Here is a 14,617-nt window from a genome sequence, read left to right as displayed (position 1 = left end):
GTCCGCCGCCTGCCCGGACAGCGGGAGGCGGACAGATATCACGCCAGCGCGGCTGCCTTGCGCAGCAGCACTGACCGTTCGCGGACGTTGCGGCACAGTCGGGCGGCGAGCTCCAGCTCGACCCGTGCCTCAGCGGTCCGGCCGAGGCGGACGAGTAGCTCGCCGCGCACGCTCGGGAGCAGGTAAGACCCCGACAGGTGACCGGAGACGGCCAGCTCGTCCACAATCGACAGCGCCTGTTGTGGCCCATTCGCCATCGCGATGGCGACGGCCCGGTTGAGCTCGACGACGGGTGACGGAGCCACGCGGCCGAGCGCCTCATAGAGGAGCACGACACGCTCCCAGTCGGTCGCCCGCACCGAGGACGCCGACGCGTGGCAAGCGGCGATCGCTGCCTGCAGCCTGTACGGTCCAAGGCCGCGCCCGACAGCCGAGGCCCGGCCGATCGCGGCCAGGCCGCGACGGATCGCCGACCGGTCCCACAGGCGCCGGTCCTGATCCTCCAGGAGCACCGCCTCGCCATCGGGCCCGGTGCGTGCGGGAAAGCGTGCGGCCGTGAGCTCGAAGAGGGCGAGCAGCCCGTACGCCTCCGGCTCATCGGGCAACAACGCGGCCAGCATCCGGGCCAGGCGGATCGCTTCGTACGCGAGATCGGGGCGCAACAGGCGGTCACCGGTCGTCGCCGTCGAGCCCTCCGTGAAGATCACGTACAGCACGGTCAGGACACCGCCGAGCCGCTCACGCCGTTCCTCGGACGGCGGCAGCTCGAACGGCACTCCCGCCGCGACGATCGTCTTCTTCGCCCGCGTGATCCGTGCCTGGACCGTCGGTACGGGCACGAGGAACGCCCGGGCGATCTCCTCGCTGGACAGGCCGCCGACCGCGCGAAGCGTCAGGGCCACGCGGGCTTCGGGTGAGAGCACCCGATGGCAGGCCACGAACATCAGCGCGAGGACATCATCGTCGACCCGGTCAGGATCCCACGGCAGGTCGTCCGACCGGCCCCTCGGGGCCGCCGCGCCCGAGCTCGCCTCACCCTCGGCGAGCCGGCCGGCGAGCATGGCGTACCGCTTGTCGAGTGCCGACCGGCGGCGGAAGCTGTCAATGGCGCGCCGCCGCGCGGTCGCGAGCAGCCAGTTCACTGGGTTCGTGGGCGCGCCGTCGCGCGCCCAGGTGACGAGCGCCTCGGCCACCGCCTCCTGAGCTACGTCCTCGGCGAGCTCGAAGTCCCCGGTGAAGCGGGCCAGTGCACCGACGATCCGTGCGGACTCGATCCGCCAGACGGCCTCGACGGCCCGCCGCGCCGACTCGGTGCTCAGCGGGCCGCCGGTGGCCGCAGGCGTCAGAGCTGGCCGGTCCGCTCGCGCCACGCACGCTCCTTGACGATCCATTCGTTGTCCTGCGGGAACTCGTCGATGCCCGGCACGCGGCGGATCTCGCACTTCGAGCCGGCAACTGCCGGGAGTCGCTTGGCCCACTCGACCGCTTCCTCCTTCGAAGCCACGTCGATCACGTAGAAGCCACCGAACAGCTCCTTCGTCTCGCCGTAAGGACCGTCGGTGACCACCGGCGTCTCGCCACTGAAGTCGAGCACCACGCCCTGGGCCGGGTCATCCAGGCCCTCGGCGGCAACGAGCACACCAGCCCGGATCATCTCCTCATTGAAGCGACCCACAGTCTCGAGCATCTCCTCGAAGGGCGTCTCCATCATCTTCGCAACGGATTCGTCCGTGCCTCGCATGATCAGCATGTACTTCGCCATCGTCGATCTCCTTGACATCGGGGTCGCCTCTCGACCCTCTCACTCACAGGTCGAACGAGGCAGCCGCGAATCGACACGGCAGACGGACACGCGCCATTTTTTTGCACCCCCCGGTGTGTGGACGGGCAGCACATCACCCGCACCTCTCTCCCTGAACGCCTGGGGAGCGCATTCTTCATCTCGCCGGACTGGGTCCTCACGTGCATTCAGTGGGCCTATGGAGAAGGGGTGGAGGAACTTGCGGAGCTAATCCGCCGCCCCTCCAACGTGGTCCACGCCGCCACCCGGCGGCGTTCCGACTCATGCCAGGAGGCTCGGCCATGCCCGCCGACCGAACCGAGATCGCCGTTGCCGCCCGATCGTACGAAGGACCGGAATCAACCCGCCAACAAGCTAAGGAGCGCTTCAGTTGGCCAGTGAGCACGTGAGTCGGCGACCGGAGCGTTCGGCGTCGATGGCTTGGGTGAGTCGGTCGGCGCAGGCGTCGAGCAGTGGCTTCATCTGCTGGTAGCAGGGCTGTTTGTTCTGCTTGAGCCAGTGGACGGGCTCCATGTGCGCCGGCCAAGCCCCCGCTACGTCTCCGACGACCGCGCGCGCCTCGCCGTCACCGCCTACATCTGTGCCCGGGTCACCCACGGCGAACCGCGATTCGCCCCATGCCCTCCCGAAGCCCGACCCGATCCCGGGCACGAGGCGTCAGCCTGCCGCTGCGAGAGCGCGTATCGGTGGGATGACCGATGTGCGGGGGGTGGGGGCGTGGCCATAGTTCTCGGGAGATCGTTCGCGGGTGGCCGCGGTGCGCCCGGTTTTCGAAAGGACCTTCTATGGACGCGTATGCGGATCTGGTGTTTCTCGGTGGGCGGGTGGTCACGGTCGATGCGGAGTTCTCCGTCGCCTCGGCCCTGGCGGTGACCGGTGGGGTCATCAGTGCCGTCGGTGGACGGGAAGACGTCGCGCCGCTCGTCGGTCCCGGCACCCGCGTCGTCGACCTGCGGGGGGCGACGCTGCTTCCCGGTATCAACGATTCCCATCTGCACGGATGCGCCTTCGGCATGTCGACGCCGCCGCTCTCCCTCGACCTCAGCCATCCCGCCGTGTCCTCCCTCGCGGACGTGGCCGAGGCGGTACGGGAGGCCGTCGGGCGGGTTCCGGGCGGGCAGTGGATCACGGGGCACGGCTGGGACACCGGATACCTCGACGAGTGCGTCTCCGATCCGTCGCGACTGCCCTCGCGGCGCGACCTCGACGCCGTGAGCCCGGACCACCCCGTCGTCCTGTACTCCTTCTCCGGGCACGCCACCTGGGTCAACTCCAAGGCACTGGAGCTCATCGGGATCGACCGGCACACCGTCGCGCCGCCCGGCGGGGCCATCGTCGTGGACGAAGACGGGGAGCCGACCGGGCTGCTCCACGAGGGCGCCCAGGCCCTCATCCAGAACGCGCTGCCGCCGCTCAGCCGGCAGGAGCGGACCGACGCGATCAGGTCGAACCTCGCCACACTCGCCCGGCTCGGCATCACCAGCTATACCGAGCCCGGACTCGGCCCCGGCGGCGACGGCATCATGCGGGGCGCGCTCGGTGCGGAAACCCTCGACGTCTACCGTCGGCTGCTGGCCGACGGCGAACTGACCGCCCGCCTCGGCGTCCTGCTCCTGCCCACCGGTATGGCCAGCACTGCCGAGGAGTTCGCCCGCACCCTCACCGCCCTCGGCGAGTCCGGCGACGCCGATCCTCGCCGCATCGCGATCCACGGGGTCAAGATCTTCGCCGACGGCATCGTCCCCAACAAGACGTCCTGGATGCACGAGCCGTACGTCGGCGGCGGCTGCGGCTCCCTGTGTGTCGGCGGCGAGACCGACGCCGAGCGGATCGCCGAGATCGACGCCATCATCCGGCATGCCCACGCCGCCGGGCACCAGCTGGGCGTCCACGTCACCGGCGACCGGGCGTGCGACACCGTTGCGGACGCCTTCGCCGCTGCCGTGGCCGAGCACCCGCGGCCCGACGCCCGCCACTACGTCATCCACGGTGACCTCCTCACCGAGCACAGCATGAAGGTGCTGGCCGCGCACGGCTTCGGCGTCAACATGAACCCCACCATCAAGTGGACCGTTGCCGACATGGAGGAGGAGTTCGTCGGCGCCGAGCGGGCCGCGTACGCATGGCCCTACCGCGATGCCATCGACGCCGGCGTGCGGGTCGCGAGCGGGTCCGACGCCCCCGTCACTTACCCGGACTGGCGCCAGGGCGTCGCCACCATGATCCTGCGCGAGTCCAAGGCCACAGGCCGGGTCAGCGGCCCCGAGCAGCGCATCGGTCTGGCCGAGGCGATCCGTACGTACACGATCGACGCGGCCTGGCAGGACTTCGCCGACGACTGGAAGGGCTCCCTGGAGCCGGGCAAGGTCGCCGATCTCTGCGTGCTCGACGGGGACCTGCTCACCGCCGACCCCCACGACATCCCGGAGATGCCCGTCGTCCTCACCGTCGTGGACGGGCAGGTCGTGCACGACACCCTTCGCGATTGACGTACTCCGGGTACATGATCATCCTTGGATGATGGCAGCGGAGCGGAGCACGGCAGACATCCTGGACGCGGCCGTCCACGTCCGTGAGGCCGCCAGGAGTGCCACGAGCGGCGCGACCGGCGTCGACACGGTCCTGGCGGCGCTGTCGGAGGTGATGGAGTACGACCACGCCTCCCTGGCCCGATGGGATCCGCTGAGCCGACGCCACACCACCCTGGCCGGGAGCTACCCGGACGACGCCACGGCCTACATCGAGACACGCCTCCACCACGATCCGGTGTTCCCCGTGCTCCACAGCCCGGCCCGAGGCGGTCTCTGGTTCAGGGACGTCCCCGGCCAGCTCCTGGCGGCATCCCCGGGCTTCCAGGAGGTGCTGTCTCCCCTCGGCATCGAGGACGGCGTGGCCCAGTGCCTGTTCACCGCCGACGGCCGGTACGTCGGCATGCTGAACGTCAGCACCCGCCGACCGCGGCACGCGCCCGATCCGGCGCGCGCCGTGGTCACCCTGCTCACCGAGGCCCTCGCCGCGGCCGTCGACCCCGGCACAGGCCCGCCGCCCGAGGAGGCCGCCACGGCCGACCCCGCCGCGCACGCGCGACACCCGGACACGCGGCGGCGTGGCGGACTCTCGCCACGGGAGCTCCAGGTGCTGGCCGAACTGACCGCCGGCCGCACCAACCGGGAGATCGCCGAGCGGCTGTACATCACGCCGCGCACCGTGGGGACCCACATCGAGCACATCCTTGCCAAGCTCGACCTCCCCAACCGCGCGGCCGCCGCCGCCCGAGCCGCCGCCTGGGGAATCGAACCTTCCCGCTGACGCGATCCCGGCTGTGAGTGGGTGGAGTGGTGTTTGTCGCCTCGTGGCGGGCCCGCGGGTTCAGCCCAGTAACTATCGACAACGACATCGGCCAGCTGAAGCGGACCCTCGCCACCATGCGTGACCTGGCGCTCTTCCTGGTCAACGAACGGAACAAGGGCGACTGGTCCCTCATTGACGTCCACGACATCGAAGCCTTCCTGAACACGTTGCCCCGGGGCTGGTGCTGTCGACCCGACCCGTGACCTGATCATCAAGGAAGCGAACGGCTTCCGCGGTCGGACCCTCACCCTCGACCAACAGCGCGAGCTGTTCCTCCGGTGGACGACCGGCGAACGCGTTCAGCCGCGTTCGGCATGGACCCGCAGGCCACGCTGATCTACCTCGCCGATCACGTCGACTCCACCCGCCTGCCGAATGCGTGGGCAACGCGATATATTCGCTGTTCATGGCAGTGTTCGATCTGCAGAATCAGCAGAATGCCGCGCTTCTTGTGTGACCACTGCCGACACCCCCTCACCGAATCGGTCACCAAGGTGAAAGTGCCGCTGCCGGTCCCGATGTCGGAGATCCCGGGTGTCCGGACACGTCCGGCCCGCATGCCCCGCGGCACCTATGCCCCGAACTTTCGGCTGAGGGAGTTCAGCGGCGATGTCCCGGGCTTCACTGTGCACCCCGACGACGTGATCGGCACCGAACGGCATCCCGACCTCATGCGATCAATTGGTTGCTGCCAGGGCCCTGCAGGGGGCGACGGCCTGAACCTGGTCTGCGGGGACTGCGGAGCCGAGGTCGCCACCCGGCAAGCGGACTGTTTTACCCAGAACCAGGTGATCTTGGCGCCAGCTGCGGTCTGTCTCTCCTTCTCCGACGACTGATCGCAGCAGCCTGTGCGGCCGAACCCGTTGACTTTCGGCGCCGCCTGGCACAGGTTCGCCGGAACATGTGCGCTTTGCCGAAGGACTCGTCCGAAGCGATGGCGACGCTGTTCTTCTCCTCGCGTTCGATCAGGACCTGGAAGAGCAGTTCGGCGCCGCGGCGGTCGAGTTCCATGTAGCCGAGTTCGTCGATGCAGCGGAGGTCGACGCGGCCGTAGCGGGCGATGGTTTTGGCCAACTGCTTCTCATCAGCGGCCTCCACCAGTTCGTTCACGAGTTTCGTGGCGAGCGTGTAGCGGACCCGGTAGCCCTGCATCGCGGCCTCGGTGCCCAGCGCGATCAGCAAGTGGGATTTGCCGGTGCCCGAGTCGCCGATCAGGCAGAGCGGCTCACCCTTCTTGACCCAGTCGCACGTATCGTCTACGAGTGGAACGCGGCCGCGCACGCGGATGAAGCCGAGGACGATCCGGAAAGACGCGCCTTCACCCGGCCCGAGCTGGGAGTGTTCTTCGACCACGCCGACGAGGAGGTCCTACGCCTCCGCGGCAAGGGCTGGAAGGGTTGGCTGCCGGCTTTCCGGGATGCCACCTTGCTCAAGACCGCGTACGCGAATGGGCTACGGCGCAACGAGACCCACATGCTCGACCTCACCGACTTCGGCCGCAACCCGCAGGTCGGGAGTTCGGCGAGTACGGCACCCTGGTCGGCCGCTACGGCAAGGCAAAGAAGGGCTCACCGCCCAAGCGCCGCAGCATGCTGGCCGTCTGGCACTGGACACCCGGCACGGTCGAGGAATGGATCAGCGAGGTCCGGCCCGGACGCTGGGTCCGCTGAGCCTCGCTTGTCCTCAACGTGGACGACGTGAGGTTCGATGCCATCCCGATGGCGCTTGCAACGTCCGAACAGCCCGACAGCGATCTCCGACTGATCGTGAGGCTCATCAGGGCCGACATAGGTAAGGACGTCGTTGTGGTGCCCGGTGACGACCCATCCCTCGGCGTCCTTGAGGTCGATCACCCCAAAGTCTCCTGCCGAAGAACCGGCATGCGCCGGGCCGAACTCCTCCAAGATCTCGGTGGCCTGTTCAGCAAGCTCTCCATCCGGAGCGGTCAGCACGACACAAGCATGGCGGTCATCATGCCGCAGAGCGCCGACACAGGGTGACGATCGGCCGGCGCCTATGGCGAATACGCGACTCCTGAACATGCTGGCTTACCAGTCCCATGGCCGGGGACGCACCGGGGCTGTGGGAGGAGGTCAGGCGCCGCGCTGGACTGGACCAATGAGGGTACCGGTGGCCACCTTGAGCTTGCCCTGGGCGACGGACGTGCCGGGGATCTCCCCGTCCGGAGCCTGGAGCGTGAACGATGCCTCCCTCGCGGCGGTGCTGCGGCCGCTGCTGGGAACCTGGATATCGAAGTGCACTGGGTGGCCCGGACCGAAGGTCGCCACGGTTGCCTGGTTGCCGTAGCGGCCAGCGGTGACCCCGATCTCCGAACCGCGGTCCGAGAACCGCACGTTGGTGGGCGAACCGGCCAACTTGCACGGCTCGTACCCGCGCGGCGCGGTCAGCGTCACGCGGTAGTGGCGGTGCCCTGCGCTGGCGGGCGCCTCGGCAATCTTCGCGGTGTGGTTGGCCGGCCGGCAGGCCGAAGGGGCGACGCTGCCGGCCGTTACGGGCGAAGCCTGCGCGACTCCCGCACCAGCAGCACCCGTCAGCGCAGTGGCGGCGACGGTGACGGCGAACTTCCAGTTCGTACGCATCCTGAACACTCCTTGCCTTGCTTAATGGCCCTGCGGGTGTTTTCCATCAGAACCATGGTCAACACGATTCCTACCCCTCAACTCTCGCGGGGAATGTCTCAGGATTGACACGGCCGTGCGGCCAGGTGTGTGCAACCCATACGTACCGTCGAAGTTCGACCACACGCTTGAAGGACCGGGCCGAAGGGCGCGTCCGGTCGCTTAGAAGACGTAAGCGGTCGCCGGATGACGAGTTCCGCCTCCCAGCTTCCCCACCTCCCAGCTCTCCCCCTAGAAACGCGCCCACCAGGCAAAACAGTGGGTCAACCTCCCAGACTCCCCAGACAGACAGGGCATTCCATGCTCCAGACCTCCGGGTACCTCCCGGGTGATCCGGGGAGCTGGGAGGTTGCGTGTGAACAGCGGTCAGCGGCCCAGGAGACACCCGGCTCCGCAACACCCGGAACGCTCGGTCAACTGCTCCCGGCCCGTGCGGACCAGTGGGGCGGGAGCGGGACTCCGAAGGCCGTCAGCTTCTCCAGGACGTATCCCCTGGTCTCCTCAGCCACGAAGGGGTAAGCCGCGTCGAGCACGTCCAGGTCGTCGAGCAGGAGCTCCAGCACGTGGAACCAGAACGCGTCGTTCAGTGTCTTGTCCGTGCTGCGCAGGCCGAGATCGACGCATTCGAAGCAGCGGCGCAGGAGATCCTCGTGTGCGGACGGACGCCCGTCTGATCACTCCAGTGCCCGGCGGCGTCGGACCGATGACCATCGCCGTCCTACTCGCGCAGACCGTGGAAGTCGACGCGAACCAACTCGGAATCCAGGAGCACTGAAGGTTTTCGCTCAGAACGGGAGACCGCGTGTCGGGCCGGCTGTTCTTCTGGTGACGGCTCGCCGCCCGTGAGGGCGGTGAGCCGTCGGGGAGGCGGGCCCGCAGATGTGTCAGCCGGCCTTGGCGGGTTCCGCGGCCCGGGCTCGGGTGCTGGCGAGCCGCCGTTCCCCGAGCGGAAAGGGAGGCAGACGTCCCTCACGCGCCCGGATCGAACGCCGGCCGGGTGGGTCTACGCCCTGGTCATCGGACAGGAGTTGGCTGCTGGTTTCATTCACAAGCCGGGGAGCGGCTACGGTGCTGTTGTGATGATCAACGGGGAGGACACGGCATCCGGGACCGCGCTGCTGCTCGCGGCAGCCCCGGCCGGCAAGGGCTGTCTCATCGACGCAACCAGCGTCCTGCCCACGCTCGCGGCGGTCCCGCCCAGCATCCTGACCGGCACGACGGCGGCCACCATCGTTGAACTCGCCGACCCGGCCGACCCGCAGACCGTCCTCACCCGCATCCGCGCCGCGGCCACCACACCCGGCCCACTCTCCCTCTACATCACCGGACAACTCAACCTCGACCACAAGCAGCGCCTGATCCACCTCGCACTCGCCCGGACCACGCCGACCACCCTGCGCTACACCGGACTGCCCTGGCACTGGCTGGCCAGCGAACTCAAACTGCGCCACCCGGGCACCACCACCGTCGTCACCGACCTGGTCGCCGCCCCGGACGCCTGGCAGCAGCTCTGTACCGAGGGTCTCGTCCTCGGCTATGGGATCCGCGTATACGGCCGGATCACCCCGCCGCCGCCCCGCCGCCGGATCGTAGAACCGGCCTACCTGAAGGCCCTCGCCACCACCTGGCGCAGCGGCATCAACCCGCCGCTCGCCCGGCTCCACGAACAGGCCGCTGCCCAGGCCGGCCCCGACGACGCGCTGTTCCTGGCCGTCGACAACACAGCCGTCCCCGCCCCTGCGGCGTGGGCTGTCCAGGTACCGAGCCGGCCACATCAGGAGCCTGCACCTGCTCCGATTTCGGAAAACACCGAGGTGGCCGAAGAGGATCCGCTGCCTGCGATTTTTGCCGCCGCCCACGCCGGGCGGCACGGCGAGGCTGCGTCGCTCGCGGCCATGTGGGAGGGGTGGGCTCTGCGTACCTTCGGCGCGGGCTCCGTGCAGGCCATCCACTGGCTGGAGGTCCGGGCCGACCTCGCTCGCACAGCCGACGATCCGGCGCGCAGCTGCGAGTTGTGGATGGCTGCCGCCGACGCCCGCCTTGCCCGGCAAGAGCCCCCGGACGACCCCGTCGTAGAAGGAGCCGTAGACCGCGCCCACCACCAATGGCAGGAACTTCGCGACCCGCAGCGGGCCCGGGAACTCGGTCCACCCCTGGTCTCATTGCGCCGCCATGTACCTGGCCGACGCTCCGGGGCGGTCGAAGCCGTCCAGCGCCGACTGGAACTGCTGCACACCATGCCCCCGGTGGGGGCCCGACGTGCGGCATCCTGACGAGGGACGGGAGCGTCCCTCGCGCGCCCGGGTCGAACATCTGGAACCCGGCGTGCAGCAGGCTGTACGACGGTCGTCCGTCACGCACCCGGGCCGAACTGCTCGTGGGCCAGGCCGATGCTCCAGCAGCGGGCTTGCCCAGTCATCGGACGGCAATGGGGGACGATGCAGGCCGCGAGGACGGCCGCGCCGCCCATCGCCACCATCAACGGCGCGGCGAGGGCCGGGTGACGGTGCGCCAGGTAGCCCAGTGCGCCCAGCACTAGGACGACGACCAGGACCAGCAGGGCAAGCGAGGACATGGAAACACCTTTCATCGGGCAAACGGGTGCCGTGCGTGGGGTGGAGCGTGGAGTACGCCCGCCCCTTGCGTCCCGGGGTGGGCAACAGACAGGCGCGTCACCGGGATCCGGTGACGGTGGACGGCACGATGGACGAGGCGGGGGTTAGTACTGCAACGGCGCTTGAGGTGACGAGGTCGCAGTTCATGGGCTGTGGCCTCGTCGTTTGTAGTGACTGTGGCGGGCTTGGCGTTGTCTGCGTCGGCGCCAGGTCGACCAGTGCAGGACGTGCTCGACCGTGAGTCGGGAGGGGCTGCCAGGCGGATGATCAGGCGTCTGAGCTCGGGGAGGCTGAGCGGGACGAGTCCGGAGGATGCGATTCTGCGGCCCCCTTTCCGGGACGAGACCGAGCTCCTGGGCGGCCCAGTCGACGAGATGACCGGTGTAGCCGCCATCGGCCCAGACCAGTTGCAGTTTCCTGAAGCGCTCCCGCAGGGCGGGCAGCATCGAATGGGCAGCGTCCCGGTCCGTCGTCGACGCGGGCGTGACCAGCACGTCCAGAAGCAGGCCGAGGCAGTCCGTGATGAGATGCCGCTTGCGGCCGTTGACCTTCTTCCCGCCGTCGTAGCCCCGCGAAAGGGCCTCCCAGTCGCTCTGGCTTCAACAACCGCGAGCTACCAGGAGGCCCTTCCTCCATGCGCGCACAGTGGCGAACTCACCCGATCCAGCGCTCTGTTCGATCAGGCACGACCGCACGATCGGATAGGCAACGGCTTGTCAACGCCGCGCGGGGAAGGCCAACCTGCAGGTAGGCGGCCACCTGCGAGCTTTGGTTGACCCGTCCGACCGCACTTACATGATCCTCGACTGACCGTCCGTCCGGCACGCGAACCGGGCAGTGGTCAGTCGGTGGCAAACGGGAAAGGATGCTGTCACGGCGCAACCGGAAGGTAGCCACCGGTGCGATGCCCAGACGTACAGCCGTCCCCCGAACGACTGCGCCACCGGCGGTGCCCGGCCAAGAGCCCGCTGATTTTGGCTGCGCGCATGGCCTGAAAGGGAGCAGTGTGACCTTGTACGACCGCCCTACGATCGCTCCGGAGCGAGGAAGCCGTGTGTCGTTCGAATCAGGGAGCCCGTCAGTAACGCCAAGCAGACCGCGCTATCTACACCGTGGTCGTTCCCGTCAACGGGCGTTGGATGACTTACACAGGGAACGTGGGGCGGGCGGTGCAGAATCAGATATCGCAGGCGATCCAGCTCATTGAAGAAGAAGGCTGGCAGCTGGACCGCGTAAGTGCCTACACCGTCGACAAGGATGCTGAAAGAGCACTGATTGATCCGCCCCGGGTGTTCTGCAAGATGCCTCAAGCGCTTCCGCCATGCTCGCGCATCGCGATCCGGGCCAGCTTCGTTAGCATCATGCCGTTGCGGACCGCGACGATGTAATCCACGGGGAGTCCGTGCATCCGGGTGCCGGGGCCCCGGAGAGGGTGCCAGTCGAGGACTAAGAGGGTGTTCTCGCCCCAGGGGACCAAGTTCATGGCGATGCGAGCTGCGCCGAAAGGATCTGCCTTCGCTTCCAGTTCGAGGCGGTGTTGCGGTTCGCAGATGCGGACGACGCAAGTGTCGTCGAGGGTCAGGGGGCCGGCACCAACTCGGACTTTCAGGCGGGCGCCTGTTTCTGGCCAGTGCGGGTCCGCGGCGAGGACCTGCTGGGTTCCCGTCACCCACTCCCCGTAGCGGTGGCCGTCGGACAGCAGGCCCCAGACCTCGGACGGCGAGCTCAGGATCAGACGGCAGTTCCGGGCCACGCTGCTCACGTTCCTTCTGGAGGATGAGGGATATGGGAGATGCTGCCGGTCATGGCTCCTCCGGGACGAGGCCGTCCGGCACGGCAGGCGCTCGGCAGCCGCGAAGCCCGTCGCGAGACTCTGGCGATGGGTCAGCCGGTGTGCGCGCGCGGATCGCCTGGCGGCCGCACCGGGTTCCTGGTCCGGCCGCCCACGGTCTTGGCCTCCAGCCTCATGCCGACCGCACCACCTGCACAATCCGACAGGTCCATACGGGGCTGAGCTGAACCGGATTCCGTAGCGGCTCTGAAGCCAGGCGTGATCGCCTCGGCAGATGGGAGGCATATGTCTGATGCCTGCACTCCGGAAGTATCCCGACGAGCTGCGTGAGCGAGCGGTCCGTGAGGTACAGAACTCCGGTCGTCCGGTCGCACGGTGGGGCGTTTGATTCGAGGTTCAGGTGTCGCGCCGGTTCGGGGTGGATTCTCGGGTGAGCCAGCGGCTCATGAGGTCGATCACGGCTTGGGAGCGGTGTGGGTGGGTCTCGTAGTCGCGAGCGAGGCGGCGGCGGTTCATCAGCCAGCCAAAGGTCCTGTCCACGACCCACCGCCGCGGGATGACGTCGAAGCCCTTTGCCTCGGGGTCGCGGCGTGTGACTTCGACGTCAAAGCCGTGGAGGGCGCCGTGGTCGATGACCTTGGTGTGGTAACCGGTGTCGGCCCATGCCTTGGTGACGCGGGGGTTCGTGTGGGCGATGTGGGGGAGCTGGTGGATGCCGCCGGTGTCGTCGGTGACCCAGACGGCCTGCAGCAGGCCGAGGGTATCGATGCCGATGTGAAGCTTGCGACCTGCGATCTTGTTGCCCGCGTCGATGCCCTGGCCGGCCGTGGGCACGTTGGCGGAGGTTTTGAGCTCTGGGCGTCCAGCTCGCATGCGCTCGGATCGGGGTCCCGGCCTTCGGTCTCCCGTACCAACCGCCTGAGTAGGCCGTTGAGCTGGACGAATGCGCCGTCCTTCTGCCAGAGCGCAAAGTATCCGTAGACGGTGTAGACGGTTTCTCACGGGGCGAAGTCGTGGGTGAGATAGCGCCAGGGAATCCCGGTCCGGTCTACGTACAAGATCGCATCCGTGATCCGGCGCAGGTCGTGCTGGGGCGGGCATCCGATGTCGATCGCGACGCTCCGCGTCGGCTCCCTCCACCGCCTTGCGATCCGTCCCCCCAGCCCAGGAAGGTGTTCCGCTCTTTCCGCACCCGGTCGTAGAGCTCGTGCAGCCACGGCCGGCTGACGGCGGGAAGCCTCGCCAGCGTGCCCAGGAACACCCGCTTGTCCGGCCGGAACGTGTACATCGGGTGCGGCGGCAGCGGATAGTCGTCGCGGAGGACACCGTCCGGCAGCGTGCCGGACGCCGGAAGCGGCGAGGTCTCCCGGGGGAAGGCCGGATACGCCCGGACTTCCGTGGCCAGCGGCACAGTCGCCCCGGCGCCGGACGGCCGCCACGGCTCGCCGGTCCGCGGATGCCGGGGGACGAAAGCGATGTTGGGGGCGGGCCGTGCCGCGGCGACCCCGGGCCGACCAGGCCTACGGACTTCGCCGAAGGCCCCGATGGGAGCAGCACGGCAACCCTACGGCCGAACATCTCCGCGACGAGACCGTCGGGGAGGGCCACCTGACCGTTCTCGCAGGCCGTCACCAGATGCGCCAGCGCCGCCGCGACCGCCGCCTCCCAGCGGGGGCTCCACGCTCCGACCGGTTCGATGGGCGGCGTACCGCACGGCTCCCGCGCCACGCTCTTCCAGCCGGCCGGCGGGGGAACGGGCACGCCGGCTGGAGCCCGGCGCACGTCGCCGGGAACGCGTTGAGCGGCTGCTCGATATTGCCGACGGCGAAGCTTGGTCCGGACAACAATGCCGTCGTCCACGCCGGGGCCGTCGGGGAAGTGGTCGGGGTGGAAGTGCCACCAGTCGGTGGCCCGGCCGGTACGTACCGCAGCTCTAGCCCGGTACGGTGTCCACCGGCTGGGCTGAGTTCGCCTCTGGTGTTCCGTTCTCCACCCCAGCCGCCTGTACCCCGGATCAGCCTTCTGGCCCGGAGTGCAGCCGTGTCCTCACCTGGACTGCCCGTCCGGTCCTGCATCCTGTGCCCATGGCCGACACCTTTGACCACGCCCCGCAGGTATGGAACGCCGCACAACTCCGCGAAGCCATCAAAGACCTGCCCGATGACACGCCCATCCACATCGGTGTCGCCGAAGACCCCGGCAGCTTCGACGGGTACCGCGAATCCGTCCTCGTCGACGCCCACCATGTTGAGAACTGGTGGCCGGCCACATCCACCACACCCGAACGTACCGAAACCGAGAAGGCGATGACGCTGTTCGCCGACTGGAAAGCCGACAGGTACGACCTGCTCGACTGAACCAGCCGTGGGGACGCCCCCCGCCTCCGATACCCACCGCCCGCTCGCGGACCAGGCTGAAC

The 14,617-nt window shown here is 68.6% G+C and carries 14 protein-coding genes and 4 pseudogenes; 8 read left to right on the top strand and 10 right to left on the bottom strand.

Annotated features, from left to right (window positions below; genetic code table 11):
• Nucleotides 1-38: 38 nt before the first annotated feature.
• From OG953_RS01660 to OG953_RS01650, 3 genes are all read right to left on the bottom strand, one after another.
• Nucleotides 39-1,370 (bottom strand): RNA polymerase sigma factor, encoded by a 1,332-nt coding sequence (locus tag OG953_RS01660; RefSeq protein ID WP_405682057.1) that lies wholly within the window; start codon nucleotides 1,368-1,370, stop codon nucleotides 39-41.
• On the bottom strand, nucleotides 1,343-1,762 hold the full coding sequence (locus tag OG953_RS01655; protein ID WP_266366434.1) for a YciI family protein: 420 nt from the start codon (nucleotides 1,760-1,762) through the stop codon (nucleotides 1,343-1,345). The genes OG953_RS01660 and OG953_RS01655 overlap by 28 nt, the downstream gene beginning before the upstream one ends.
• Nucleotides 1,763-2,167: 405 nt before the next feature.
• Nucleotides 2,168-2,314: a hypothetical protein gene (locus tag OG953_RS01650; RefSeq protein ID WP_405682056.1), complete on the bottom strand. Its 147-nt coding sequence runs from the start codon at nucleotides 2,312-2,314 to the stop codon at nucleotides 2,168-2,170.
• 272 nt (nucleotides 2,315-2,586) lie between these two features.
• Here OG953_RS01650 and OG953_RS01645 point away from each other — a divergent pair, with 272 nt between their 5' ends.
• The 4 genes from OG953_RS01645 to OG953_RS01630 all read left to right on the top strand — a co-directional run bounded on the left by OG953_RS01645 (nucleotide 2,587) and on the right by OG953_RS01630 (nucleotide 5,988).
• A complete protein-coding gene (locus OG953_RS01645) occupies nucleotides 2,587-4,290 on the top strand; it encodes an amidohydrolase (RefSeq protein WP_405682055.1) in 1,704 nt (567 codons plus the stop codon).
• A 28-nt stretch (nucleotides 4,291-4,318) separates the two neighbouring features.
• On the top strand, nucleotides 4,319-5,110 hold the full coding sequence (locus tag OG953_RS01640; RefSeq protein ID WP_405682054.1) for a LuxR C-terminal-related transcriptional regulator: 792 nt from the start codon (nucleotides 4,319-4,321) through the stop codon (nucleotides 5,108-5,110).
• Between the two features lie 116 nt (nucleotides 5,111-5,226).
• Nucleotides 5,227-5,355: a hypothetical protein gene (locus tag OG953_RS01635; protein ID WP_405682052.1), complete on the top strand. Its 129-nt coding sequence runs from the start codon at nucleotides 5,227-5,229 to the stop codon at nucleotides 5,353-5,355.
• Between the two features lie 75 nt (nucleotides 5,356-5,430).
• Entirely contained in the window at nucleotides 5,431-5,988 is a 558-nt protein-coding gene (locus OG953_RS01630; protein ID WP_405682051.1) for a hypothetical protein, read from the top strand.
• Nucleotides 5,989-6,067: 79 nt separating this feature from the next.
• Here the strand turns inward: OG953_RS01630 and OG953_RS01625 are convergent.
• Nucleotides 6,068-6,403, bottom strand: a pseudogene (locus OG953_RS01625) (ATP-binding protein); the annotation flags it as partial.
• A 437-nt stretch (nucleotides 6,404-6,840) separates the two neighbouring features.
• Between OG953_RS01625 and OG953_RS01620 the strand changes: the two are divergent.
• A complete protein-coding gene (locus OG953_RS01620; protein ID WP_405682049.1) occupies nucleotides 6,841-7,152 on the top strand; it encodes a hypothetical protein in 312 nt (103 codons plus the stop codon).
• Between the two features lie 93 nt (nucleotides 7,153-7,245).
• On the opposite strand, the gene OG953_RS01615 is transcribed toward OG953_RS01620, so the two are convergent.
• Together OG953_RS01615 and OG953_RS01610 are read right to left on the bottom strand one after the other, a co-directional pair.
• On the bottom strand, nucleotides 7,246-7,752 hold the full coding sequence (locus tag OG953_RS01615) for a DUF4232 domain-containing protein (protein ID WP_405682048.1): 507 nt from the start codon (nucleotides 7,750-7,752) through the stop codon (nucleotides 7,246-7,248).
• Nucleotides 7,753-8,204: 452 nt separating this feature from the next.
• Nucleotides 8,205-8,354 carry a hypothetical protein gene (locus OG953_RS01610; protein WP_405682047.1) on the bottom strand — a complete coding sequence of 50 codons (150 nt, stop codon included), beginning with the start codon at nucleotides 8,352-8,354 and terminating at the stop codon, nucleotides 8,205-8,207.
• Between the two features lie 95 nt (nucleotides 8,355-8,449).
• Between OG953_RS01610 and OG953_RS01605 the strand changes: the two are divergent.
• A pseudogene (locus tag OG953_RS01605) lies at nucleotides 8,450-8,566 on the top strand (bifunctional 5,10-methylene-tetrahydrofolate dehydrogenase/5,10-methylene-tetrahydrofolate cyclohydrolase); the annotation flags it as partial.
• A 304-nt stretch (nucleotides 8,567-8,870) separates the two neighbouring features.
• Nucleotides 8,871-10,064, top strand: coding sequence for a hypothetical protein (locus OG953_RS01600; RefSeq protein ID WP_405691562.1), 1,194 nt, complete (start codon nucleotides 8,871-8,873; stop codon nucleotides 10,062-10,064).
• Nucleotides 10,065-10,144: 80 nt separating this feature from the next.
• Here OG953_RS01600 and OG953_RS01595 read toward each other — a convergent pair whose 3' ends face one another.
• The 4 genes and pseudogenes from OG953_RS01595 to OG953_RS01580 all read right to left on the bottom strand — a co-directional run bounded on the left by OG953_RS01595 (nucleotide 10,145) and on the right by OG953_RS01580 (nucleotide 13,349).
• Nucleotides 10,145-10,366 carry a hypothetical protein gene (locus OG953_RS01595; protein WP_405682045.1) on the bottom strand — a complete coding sequence of 74 codons (222 nt, stop codon included), beginning with the start codon at nucleotides 10,364-10,366 and terminating at the stop codon, nucleotides 10,145-10,147.
• A 183-nt stretch (nucleotides 10,367-10,549) separates the two neighbouring features.
• Nucleotides 10,550-10,975 (bottom strand): annotated as a pseudogene (locus OG953_RS01590) (transposase); the annotation flags it as partial.
• A 737-nt stretch (nucleotides 10,976-11,712) separates the two neighbouring features.
• A complete protein-coding gene (locus tag OG953_RS01585; RefSeq protein ID WP_405691560.1) occupies nucleotides 11,713-12,159 on the bottom strand; it encodes an SRPBCC family protein in 447 nt (148 codons plus the stop codon).
• A gap of 435 nt (nucleotides 12,160-12,594) precedes the next feature.
• A pseudogene (locus OG953_RS01580) lies at nucleotides 12,595-13,349 on the bottom strand (IS5 family transposase).
• A 933-nt stretch (nucleotides 13,350-14,282) separates the two neighbouring features.
• On the opposite strand from OG953_RS01580, the gene OG953_RS01575 reads away from it, so the two are divergent.
• Entirely contained in the window at nucleotides 14,283-14,555 is a 273-nt protein-coding gene (locus OG953_RS01575) for a DUF6225 family protein (protein ID WP_405682043.1), read from the top strand.
• Nucleotides 14,556-14,617 lie beyond the last annotated feature (62 nt).

The organism is Streptomyces sp. NBC_00057, from assembly GCF_045041165.1.
In the GTDB taxonomy this organism is placed as follows: Bacteria; Actinomycetota; Actinomycetes; order Streptomycetales; family Streptomycetaceae; genus Streptomyces.
This window is presented reverse-complemented; position numbering and strand designations above follow the sequence as displayed.

Excerpts from the sequence above, each read along its gene's own strand:
- OG953_RS01635 (WP_405682052.1), top strand. The coding sequence starts at position 5,227 with ATGCGTGACCTGGCGCTCTTCCTGGTCAACGAACGGAACAAGGGCGAC.
- OG953_RS01595 (WP_405682045.1), bottom strand. The coding sequence starts at position 10,366 with ATGTCCTCGCTTGCCCTGCTGGTCCTGGTCGTCGTCCTAGTGCTGGGC.
- OG953_RS01655 (WP_266366434.1), bottom strand. The coding sequence starts at position 1,762 with ATGGCGAAGTACATGCTGATCATGCGAGGCACGGACGAATCCGTTGCG.
- OG953_RS01600 (WP_405691562.1), top strand. The coding sequence starts at position 8,871 with ATGATCAACGGGGAGGACACGGCATCCGGGACCGCGCTGCTGCTCGCG.
- OG953_RS01645 (WP_405682055.1), top strand. The coding sequence starts at position 2,587 with ATGGACGCGTATGCGGATCTGGTGTTTCTCGGTGGGCGGGTGGTCACG.
- OG953_RS01575 (WP_405682043.1), top strand. The coding sequence starts at position 14,283 with ATGGCCGACACCTTTGACCACGCCCCGCAGGTATGGAACGCCGCACAA.
- OG953_RS01650 (WP_405682056.1), bottom strand. The coding sequence starts at position 2,314 with ATGGAGCCCGTCCACTGGCTCAAGCAGAACAAACAGCCCTGCTACCAG.
- OG953_RS01640 (WP_405682054.1), top strand. The coding sequence starts at position 4,319 with ATGATGGCAGCGGAGCGGAGCACGGCAGACATCCTGGACGCGGCCGTC.
- OG953_RS01615 (WP_405682048.1), bottom strand. The coding sequence starts at position 7,752 with ATGCGTACGAACTGGAAGTTCGCCGTCACCGTCGCCGCCACTGCGCTG.